This window comes from Variovorax boronicumulans, assembly GCF_029892485.1.
Classification (GTDB): Bacteria; Pseudomonadota; Gammaproteobacteria; order Burkholderiales; family Burkholderiaceae_C; genus Variovorax; species Variovorax boronicumulans_B.
Genome location: NZ_JARXVG010000014.1, coordinates 123,123 through 133,096 on the forward strand (window position 1 = coordinate 123,123; position 9,974 = coordinate 133,096).

6 protein-coding genes are annotated in these 9,974 nt (G+C 68.3%); all 6 read left to right on the top strand.

Translation table 11 applies throughout. The features are described 5' to 3' along the window. Window positions 1–146: 146 nt before the first annotated feature. Complete coding sequence (gene phnD, locus M2282_RS26665) at window positions 147–1,205, top strand: phosphate/phosphite/phosphonate ABC transporter substrate-binding protein (protein WP_280811796.1); 1,059 nt, start codon at window positions 147–149, stop codon at window positions 1,203–1,205. Window positions 1,206–1,249: 44 nt separating this feature from the next. After that, complete coding sequence (gene phnD / locus M2282_RS26670; protein WP_280811797.1) at window positions 1,250–2,275, top strand: phosphate/phosphite/phosphonate ABC transporter substrate-binding protein; 1,026 nt, start codon at window positions 1,250–1,252, stop codon at window positions 2,273–2,275. A 156-nt stretch (window positions 2,276–2,431) separates the two neighbouring features. Beyond that, on the top strand, window positions 2,432–3,763 hold the full coding sequence (gene tssK, locus M2282_RS26675) for a type VI secretion system baseplate subunit TssK (RefSeq protein ID WP_280811798.1): 1,332 nt from the start codon (window positions 2,432–2,434) through the stop codon (window positions 3,761–3,763). Window positions 3,764–3,794: 31 nt separating this feature from the next. Further along, on the top strand, window positions 3,795–5,159 hold the full coding sequence (locus M2282_RS26680) for a DotU family type VI secretion system protein (RefSeq protein WP_280811799.1): 1,365 nt from the start codon (window positions 3,795–3,797) through the stop codon (window positions 5,157–5,159). After that, the gene (tssM, locus tag M2282_RS26685; protein WP_280811800.1) at window positions 5,156–8,755 is read left to right on the top strand and encodes a type VI secretion system membrane subunit TssM; all 3,600 of its coding nucleotides are present in this window, start codon (window positions 5,156–5,158) and stop codon (window positions 8,753–8,755) included. The genes M2282_RS26680 and tssM overlap by 4 nt, the downstream gene beginning before the upstream one ends. Then, window positions 8,752–9,393: a type VI secretion system-associated protein TagF gene (tagF, locus tag M2282_RS26690; protein ID WP_280811801.1), complete on the top strand. Its 642-nt coding sequence runs from the start codon at window positions 8,752–8,754 to the stop codon at window positions 9,391–9,393. The genes tssM and tagF overlap by 4 nt, the downstream gene beginning before the upstream one ends. Window positions 9,394–9,974 lie beyond the last annotated feature (581 nt).

A 9,974-nucleotide genomic window follows, 5' to 3' on the forward strand; every position in this document is an offset into this window, starting at 1 on the left:
GGGGGCCGAGCTTAGGTGGGTTCCCCGCCACAGGGAAGACATGAAAACATCATCGAAAAAGTTTGCATTTGTTATCTAATTGCATCCGCCTTGACTCTGCCAGATGCTGGCGGCCCGTCGGCACCCCCCTGTCTTCCGGGTCAAAAATGCAGTCTTCCGTGCGCCACTTCACCGAGGGTCTCGCTGCCTTGCAGGCTGCGAGCGCGGCCGTGCTGCGCCTGGCGTCGGTGGCGCTGCTGCTGGCTTTTCCGCCGTGGGCGGGGGCCCAGGCGCCCGCGCCGGACGCTCCGGTGCGCTTCGGCATCCTCCCGCTGGGCGGCGCCTTCGAGTCGCGCAGCGACTGGGACCCGCTGCTGGCCGAACTGAGCCGCGCCATCCACCGCCCGGTGAGCGTGCTTTCGGTCAATTCGTACGAGGCGCTGGAGCAGGCCATCCAGCGCGACGAGGTCGACATGGCCTTTCTCTCCGGAAAGATGGCGCTCGACGCCGTGACCCAGCGCCGCATGAAGGTGGTGGCGCAGGTCGTGCGGCACGACGGCCTGCCCGGCTACCGCGCGCTGCTGCTGTCGCGCAAGGCGCCGCCCCTCAATACGCTCAAGAACCTGCTGGACCAGCCCGACCGCTGGCGCCTCGCGCGCGGCGAGAAGCAGTCGGTGTCGGGCTTCATCGTGCCGCAGCTGCAGCTCTTTTTGCCCAACCACATCGCGATGGAGACGCGCTTCCAGAGCGAGATCGTGGGCACCCACCAGACCAACGCGCTGGCCGTGGCCAACAGCGAGGCCGACGTGGCCACCAACAACTCGGCCGACTTCGAGCGCTTCAGGCTGCGCTTTCCGGCCGAGGCCGGGCGGCTGCAGGTGCTGTGGGAGTCGGAGCTCATTCCGCATGCGCAGATCGTGGTGCGGCGCGAGTACCCGGCCGAGCTGCGCAGCCGCGTGCAGGCCTTTCTCACTGCCTACGGCCGCGGCAAGGGCCCGCGCGGCGACGCCGAGCGCGTGGTGCTCAAGTCGCTGCACGACCTCGCCGGCTTCGTGGCGGCCGACAACAGTTCGCTGCAGCCGGCCGCGAGGTTGGCCTACCAGCTGGCGAAGCAGAACGCCGTGACGGCCCAGTGGGTGAACGACGCCGCGCGCCAGGCCCGGCTGCAACGCATCGAGAGCGGCTATGCCGAACAGGTCAGTGTGCTCAAGGACGTGACCCCATGAGTTCCTGATCCAGTCGTCTTGACGCGCAAGAACCAGGTGGCGACATGTTCCCCGTATTGAAGCAACTGCTGACGGCAACGCTCGCCGCGGCCGCCGCGCTGCTCCTGCCATCGCCGGCCCTGGCGCAGGTCACGCACGAGAAACCCGTCCAGTCCATACGCTTCGGCGTGCTCCCGCTGGGCGGAACCGTCGAGTCGCGCGCCCTCTGGACACCGTTCATGGCCGACATGAGCCGATCGCTCGGCATTCCGGTCAACGCGTACTCGGTGCCCTCTTATGAAGAGCTGGACCGTGCCATCGCCCGCGACGAGATCGACATGGCCTTCCTCTCGGCCAAGATGGCGCTCGATGCCGTGATGCAGCGCCGCATGAAAGTGGTGGCGCAGATCGCCCGGCGCCCCGGCATGCCCGAGCACCGCGCCATCCTGCTGGCGCGCAAGACCGGCCCCCTCGACACCCTGGAAGGCATGCTCGCCCAGCCCGAGCGCTGGCGCCTTGCGCGCGGCGACAGCCGCTCGGTCACCGGCTTCGTCGTGCCGCAGAGCCAGCTGTTCCTGCCCCACAACATCGAGATGGAGACGCGCTTCCGCAGCGAATTCATCGGCACCCACCAGGCCACCGCGCTGGCCGTGGCCAACGGCGATGCCGACGTGGCCACCAACAACACCACCGACTTCGAGCGCTTCCGCCAGCAGTTCCCGATCGAGGCCGAGCGGCTGCAGATCATCTGGGAGTCCGAGCCACCGCCCGGCGCGCCGATGGTGGTGCGGCGCAACTACCCGCCCGAGTTCCAGGCGAAGCTGCAGGCCTTCCTCACCACCTACGGGCAAGGCAAGGGCCCGCGCGCCGATGCCGAGCGCGAAGTGCTGAAGAACCTGCGCGCGACTTACGGCTACGTGGCGGTCGACGACAGCGCACTGCTGCCCGAGGCGCGGCTCGAATACCAGCTCGGCAAGCAGCGCGCCATGGCCGCCGCGTGGGTGAACGATGCGGCGCGCGCGCAGCGGCTGCAGCGCATCGAAAAAGCCTACGCCGAGCAGGTCGAGACATTGCGCGCCGGCGGACGCTGACGCACCGGCTGCACAGGGCCGCATATGGCCGGGCCTAGTCCCTTCGCCGTAGCTCCAAACCCCTTCGTCTAGGCCATTAGGCGGATTTGCCCGCCGTCCTCCGCGACTGAAACTTCATGTTTCTTTCAGGCAACCCTTGCCGTTGACGGAGTGCGGATGAGTTGGCGAACAAAAGTGGTCTGGAGCGAGGGGATGCTGTTGCAGCCTCAGCACCTGCAGCAGAGCGAGCGTCATGCCGATCATGCGAGGCATGTGCTCTTGCGTTCGACCACGCCCTACGCCTGGGGCTTTGCCGAACTCGAGATCGACCAGGCCGCGCTCACGCTGGGCAAGCTGGCGCTGGTGCGCGCGGTCGGCATCTTCGGCGACGGCACGGTGTTCGACATGCCGGCGGTCGATCCGCTGCCCGAGCCCATCGACATTCCTTCCACCATGCGCGACGAGGCCGTGGTGCTCGCGCTGCCGCTGCGCCGCGCCGGCGCGCGCGAGGCCGACGCCGAAGACTATGAAGAGCTGGTGCGCCACCGCGTGCTCGAATCCGAAGTGCCGGATTCCAACACCGCCGGCGAACGCACCGCCATGCTGCAGCTGGGCCAGCTGCACACGCGCCTCATGCGCGCGAGCGAAGCCACCGACGCCTGGACCACCATGGGCGTGGCCCGCGTGGTCGAGCGCCGCACCGACAACCAGGTCCAGCTCGATCGCGGGATGCTCCCGCCCCTGCTCGACGTGGCCGGCCATGCGGTGATCCGCGCCTGGCTCGACGAACTGCTGGGTCTGTTGCGCCAGCGCGGCGAGGCGCTGGCCGGGCGCATGACGCAGGGCGGCACTGGTGGCGTGGCCGAGATCGCCGACTTCATGCTGCTGCAGGCGGTGAACCGCAACGAGGCCATCTTTGCGCATCTGGCCAAGAGCGCGATGCTGCACCCGCAGCACTTCTTCGAACATGCGCTGGGCCTGGCCGGCGATCTTTCGAGCTTTCGCGATACGCGCCGCGTGGCGCGCTTCGGTCCCTATGTGCACGACGACCTTGCGCTGAGCTTCCGCCCGGTGATGGACGACCTGCGCCGCAGCCTCTCGATGGTGTTCGAGCAGTCGGCCATCCGCATCGAGCTGCACGACCGCAAGCACGGCGTGCGCGTGGCGATGGTGACCGACGTGGAACTGCAGCGCAAGGCGACCTTCGTGCTCGCGGTGAACGCGAACATGCCCAGCGAGGCATTGCGCGCGCGCTTCCCCACGCAGGTGAAGATCGGCCCGGTCGAGCGCATCCGCGACCTGGTGAACCTGGCGCTCCCGGGCGTCACGCTCACGCCGATGCCGGTCGCGCCGCGCCAGATTCCGTTCCACACGGGCGCGAACTATTTCGAACTCGAAACGCGCAACAGCGACCTGTGGCGCCAGCTCGAGCAATCCGGCGGCATCGCGATGCACATCGCCGGCGATTTCCCGGGCCTGGACCTCGCGTTCTGGGCCATTCGTTCCTAGCCGCACCGGCTGACGGAAACGGAACACCATCATGAGCACACCTCCCGATCCCTTCGCCGCCTTCGAGTCGGAGCGCACGGTCATCAAGCCCAAGCCGCGCACGCCGGCCGGCACGCCGCCAGCAGCAGCGCCCGCACCGTTCTTCGGCGGTGCCGATCCGACGCCCGTGGCGGAGGTCGGCGACATCGGCCTGCTCAACCCCTTGGTGTCGGCCGCGGGCAAGCTGCTGGTGCTCATCGGCAAGCTGCGCAACCTCGCGCAGCCGCCCAACGTGCCGGCGCTGCGCGCCTCCACCGCCGATGCGGTGAACCAGTTCGACGCCAGCGCCCGCCGCTCGGGCGTGAGCAACGAGTCGGTGCTCGCCGCGCGCTACGTGCTGTGCACCGCGCTCGACGAGGCCGTGGCCAACACGCCCTGGGGCGTGCAGGCCGGCTGGAACAAGCAGAGCCTGCTGGTGCAGTTCCACAACGAGACCTGGGGCGGCGAAAAGGTGTTCCAGCTGCTGGCCAAGCTCGCGCAGGACGTGCCCACGCACCGCCAGTTGCTCGAGCTCATCTACAGCGTGCTCGCGCTCGGCTTCGAAGGCCGTTACCGCGTGGTCGACAACGGCCGCGCGCAACTCGACTCGGTGCGCCAGCGCCTGGCCGACCTGATCGCCAAGGACCGTCCGCAGCTGGAGCCCGAACTTTCGCCGCACTGGCGCGGACAGGGCGCGGGCACGGTGCGGCTGCGCGAATCGCTGCCGCTGTGGGTGTTCGCGGCGGGCTTCGCGTTCCTGCTCGCGCTGGCATGGGTCGGCATGCGGCTCATGCTGAACAACCGCTCCGACACCACGTATGCGGCGGTCTCGGGCCTGCGCGTGCCCAACATCCAGATCGCGCCGCCGGCACCGCCCGCGAAGACGCCGCGGCTCGCGCGCTTCCTCGAACCTGAAGTCAAGCAGGGCCTCGTCACCGTGACCGACGAGGCCGACCGCAGCGTGGTGCGCCTGCGCGGCGATTCCTTCTTCGGCTCCGGCAGCGCCGAGCCGATGGCCGCCTCTCTGCCGGTGCTGCGCCGCATCGGGCAGGCGCTGGCCGAGGTGAAGGGCGAGGTGCTCATCACCGGCCATTCCGACAACCAGCCGATCCGGTCGCTCCGCTATCCGTCGAACTGGCATCTCTCGGCTGCGCGCGCCGACGCGGTGAAGGGCGCGCTCACCACGCTGGTCGACCCCGCGCGCATGCGCTCCGACGGCAAGGCCGATGCCGAGCCCGTGGCCGCGAACGACACACCCGCCAACCGCGCGCGCAACCGGCGCGTGGACATCGTGCTGCTGACCGAGCCCGAGCGCGTCGCTTCCTCCGCCGCACCGGCACCGGCCCCGGCTGCTCCCGTTCCAGGAGCGACGAAATGATCAAGAAAATCTTCGGCTTCCTGTTCAGCCCGCTGCTGCTGACGCTGCTCGCGCTCATCGTCGTCGCGCTGCTGATCTGGTGGATCGGTCCGCTGGTGAAGATCGGCTCGCTCGCGCCGCTCGAGAGCGAAATGGTGCGCGCCATCGTCATCGGCGTGATCGTGCTCCTCGTGGTGCTGCGCGTGCTGTACCGCCGCTGGCGTGCGCGCCGTGCGAGCCAGCACCTGACCGACGGCCTCATGAAGGCGCCGACCGCCAAGACCGATGCACCGGTCAACGGCGAACAAAAAATTCTCGACACGCGCTTCAGCGAAGCCGTCGCCACGCTGAAGCAGATGCGCCTGCACGCCGCCGGCAAGAAGCCGGGCTGGCGCGACTGGATGTCGATCTCGGGCGGCAGCTACCTGTACGACCTGCCGTGGTACGTCTTCATCGGCGCACCGGGCGCGGGCAAGACCACCGCGCTCGTGAACTCGGGCCTTTCGTTCCCGCTCGCCGAGAAGTTCGGCCCCGGCGCGATCCGCGGCGTAGGCGGCACGCGCAACTGCGACTGGTGGTTCACCGACGAGGCCGTGCTCATCGACACCGCCGGCCGCTACACCACGCAGGACAGCCACCAGACCGAGGACAAGAACGCATGGGAAGGCTTCCTCGGCCTGCTCAAGAAGGCGCGCCCGCGCCGACCGCTGAACGGCGTGTTCCTCACGGTGAGCGTGGCCGATCTGCTGAGCCAGGGCCCCGAGCAGCGCACGCAGCTGGCCGCCTCGATCCGCGCGCGCCTGCTCGAACTCGACAGCAAGCTCACCACGCGCCTGCCGGTGTACGTGCTGGTCACCAAGAGCGACCTGCTCTACGGCTTCACCGACTGCTTCGACGACCTCGGCAAGGAGCAGCGCGCGCAGGTCTTCGGCTTCACGCTGCCGGCCGACGAGAACGTGCAGACCGAGGAGAAGGGCCTCTCCACCGCCTTCCACCGCGAGTTCGCGTTGCTGCACAACCGGGTGAACGACGGCCTCATTCCGCGCATGCAGCGCGAGACCGACGGCACGCGCCGCGCGGCGATCTTCGGATTCCCCGCGCAATTCGGCTCCATCGGCTCGCTGCTGTCGGACCTGCTCGACCAGGTGTTCACCGGCTCGCGCTTCGCGCAGCCGCCGTGGGTGCGCGGCGTGTACTTCACCAGCGGCACGCAGGAGGGCAGCCCGATCGATCGCGTGATGGGCAGCCTCTCGCGCAGCTTCGGCATCGAGCGCGCGATGCTCGCGCCGCAGAAGTCGAGCGGGCGCAGCTACTTCCTCACTTCGCTGCTGCGCGACGTGGTGTTCCCCGAGCAGCGCCTGGCCGGTGCCGACGTGAAGCTGGAGCGCCGCCGCCACCTGCTGCGCATGACGGGCGTGGCCGCGATGACGCTGGTCACCGTCGGCCTCATCGCGGGCTGGGGCTACAGCACCTGGCAGAACATGAACTACCTGAAGTCGGTGGAGGCCCGCGCCGAGCCCGCGCAGAAGACGCTGGCCAACCTGCCGGTGCAGCTGCAGAACCTGGTCGAGGTCGCGCCCGTGATGCAGGGCGTGCGCGACATCTGGAAGACCCCCGAGAACCGCCAGGGCGACGAGCCGCTCAGCATGACGCTGGGCCTCTACCAGGGCGACAAGCTCGACGCGGCAGCGCGGCTCGCGCACCAGCGCGCGCTCAACGACGTGTTCCTGCCGCAGATCGCCAAGCGCATCGAGGACCAGCTGCGCACCGCGCAGAAGGACAACCTCGAGTACACGTATGAAGCGCTCAAGAGCTACCTGATGCTCTACCAGCCCGAGCACTTCGACCCCGAGGCGCTGAAGGCCTGGATCACGCTCGACTGGGCGCGTAGCCTGGACCGCGGCATTCCCGAAGACCAGCGCCAGGCGCTCGAAGCGCAGCTCGATGTGCTCATCGCCCAAGGCCCGCCGCGCTCGCCGCTCAAGATGGACGAGAACCTGGTGCGCAGCGTGCGCGCCGTGCTCGCGAGCTATCCGCTGGAGCAGCGCGTGTTCAGCCGCCTCAAGCGCCAGCGCGCGACCAAGGACATTCCGGGCTTCAGCGTGGCCACGGCCGCCGGCCCTTCGGCACCGCTCGTGTTCGAGCGCATCAGCGGCAAGCCGCTGACCGAAGGCGTGCCGGGCATGTTCACCTACGACGGTTATCACAAGCGCTTCCAGAATGAGGTGACGGTGCTCACCGGCCTGCTCGCCGCCGAAGACCCGTGGGTGCTCGGCCAGGACAAGGGCGCCGCCGACCGCCTGCGCGACGTGGCCGCGCTCGGCGCGCTGACCGACCGCGTGCGCCGCCTGTATCTCGCCGAATACGTGAAGCAGTGGGAAGCATTGCTCGCCGATGTGCGGCTGATCCGCGCCACCGGCCTGGAGAAGAACATCGAGGCCGCGCGCATCCTCTCGGGCGTGAGCTCGCCGCTCGCGAACTTCCTGCGCGCCGTGGTGAAAGAGACCACGCTCATCCCCTCCGACCAACCCAAGGATGTGGTGAGCAAGGCCACCGCCACCGTCGCCAGCACCCGCAAGGGCCTGGAAGATCTTTTCGGCGGCGATCCCAACAAGCCGGTCGCGACCGGCAAGCGCATCGAGAGCATCGTGGACGACCGCTTCGAGCCGCTGCGCCGCCTGGTCACCGCCGCGGCGCCCGGCCAGCCCGCGCCCATCGACGATGCACTGAAGCTCTTCAACGAGGTGTACGTGTACCTCAACGCCGTCGACACGGCCGTGAAGGGCCGCACCTCGCCGCCGCCCGGCGACGTGGCCGGCAAGCTCAAGGCTGATGCGGGCCGCCTGCCCGAGCCGGTGCGCTCGATGGTCGAGAACCTGAGCCAGTCGGGCGCTGCGCAGGCGCAAGTGGCCGAGCGCGGCAACCTGAGCCAGGACCTGCGCCCGGTGACCGAGTTCTGCACGCGAGCGATTGCGGGCCGCTATCCGTTCTCGCCGACCAGCAAGCGCGACGTGCTGCCCGAGGACTTCGGCCAGATGTTCGGCGCCGGTGGGTTGATGGACGAGTTCTTCCAGAAGCGCCTGGCCGCACTGGTCGACACCAGCACCCGTCCGTGGCGCTACAAGCCCGTGGCCGAGCGCGGCGCGATCACCACGCAGGCGCTCGCGCAGTTCGAGCGCGCCGCGCGCATCAAGGACATCTTCTTCCGCGCGGGTGGCCGCGGGCCCTCGATGCGGCTGGACTTCAAGCCGGTGGAGATGGACGCGGGCATCACCCAGTTCATCCTCGATGTCGATGGCCAGCTCGTGAAGTACGCGCATGGCCCGGTGGTGCCGATGGCGGTGCAGTGGCCGGGGCCGAAGGGCAGCAACCAGGTGCGCATCCAGGTGAGCCCGCCGTCGACGACCGGCAGCTCGGGCTCGGCGGTCGATGGGCCGTGGGCGCTGTTCCGTGCGCTCGACGATGGGCAGCTCGAAGCGGGCGATGCGCCGGAGAAGTTTTTCATCACCTTCCAGATCGGGGCGCGCAAGACGCGTTTCGAAGTGACGACGAACAGCGTGCAGCATCCGATTCGGTTGCGCGAGCTGCGGGAATTTTCTTGTCCGGAGGGGTTGTGAGTTTGGCTGCCTCTTCTTCTTCTACTTCCATCTTTGCCTCGACTGAATTGCCTGGGTGGTTTGGCAAGTTGCCGGGGATGGGGGACTTTGCGCATCGGCGGTTGCCGGAGTCGTTTCGCTCCGTGTGGGACCAGTGGCTGCAGCGCGGGCTGGCGCGGCTGCGGGATCGGCATGCGGACTGGACTGCGCATTACCTCGAGGCGCCGATCTGGTGCTTTGCGCTGGGGCCGCAGGTGGCGGGGGAGCGGGGGTGGATTGGGGTGTTGATGCCTTCTGTCGATGGGGTGGGGCGGTACTTTCCGTTCACTCTTGCCGTTGAACTGGCAGGCGATGTTTCCGATGCGCTGCAGGGCGAGGCACTGGTTGCTGCGCTGCAGTGGTGGGCATTGGGGACTCAGGCTGCGCTTGAGGGGCTGGATGGGGATCTCGATGCGTTGAGGTTCGATGCGGTTCTTGGGCGGTTGTTCGTCGCCGCTGCCGGGGATGCTGTCGTCGGCGTCGAGTCGCTGGAACTGCCTGCTGCAGGGGTCTCGTTGTGGCTTGGCGATCCTGCTGTTGAAGGCGGGGTTCGGATGCTGGCTACTGGACTGCCGCGGGATGCGCAGTTCGAGGCTTTGTTTCTTGGGGGTGGGGAATGAAGGCTTTGCTTTCTTTTCTTTCCCGAGGCCGGGTCTCGCCCCGGCGGGCGACCTACTTTTCTTTGCTTCGCCAAAGAAAAGTAGGCAAAAGAAAGGCGACCCTGCTGTCTGCGTCCCTTCGCTTCGCTACGGGCAACCTGCGGTGCTCGCGTTTCGCGGGGTCTCGCAGAACTCGCTTCGCTCAAACAGCTGCGAGCCCTGATCCGCGAAACGCTCCGCTCCTCGGCGCAGCCAGAAGGGGGTGGAGACAACCCGGGCCATTGCTTCGCTCGGCTTGCATTCGGGCCATTGCTTCGCTCGGCCACCATGCCCCCACCCCGACCCTCCCCCGGAAGGGGAGGGAGAAAGACAAGACACGCGACACCGGGCCTTATGCGTTGCTCCTTCCCCTCCCGGGGGAAGGCTGGGATGGGGGCACGACGGCCCTCGCAACACGGCAGTGCTTCAACGAGCGCCGCGTGCCCCCACCCCAACCCTCCCCCGGAAGGGGAGGGAGCCAATCCAAGCCGAGCGAAGCAAAGGCTCGTGAGGTGTCCAGGCGCCGAGCGCAGCGATGGCCCGCTGGTCCCCAAAGCCCTTCT

Excerpts from the sequence above, each read along its gene's own strand:
- tssM (WP_280811800.1), top strand. The coding sequence starts at position 5,156 with ATGATCAAGAAAATCTTCGGCTTCCTGTTCAGCCCGCTGCTGCTGACG.
- phnD (WP_280811797.1), top strand. The coding sequence starts at position 1,250 with ATGTTCCCCGTATTGAAGCAACTGCTGACGGCAACGCTCGCCGCGGCC.
- phnD (WP_280811796.1), top strand. The coding sequence starts at position 147 with ATGCAGTCTTCCGTGCGCCACTTCACCGAGGGTCTCGCTGCCTTGCAG.
- M2282_RS26680 (WP_280811799.1), top strand. The coding sequence starts at position 3,795 with ATGAGCACACCTCCCGATCCCTTCGCCGCCTTCGAGTCGGAGCGCACG.
- tssK (WP_280811798.1), top strand. The coding sequence starts at position 2,432 with ATGAGTTGGCGAACAAAAGTGGTCTGGAGCGAGGGGATGCTGTTGCAG.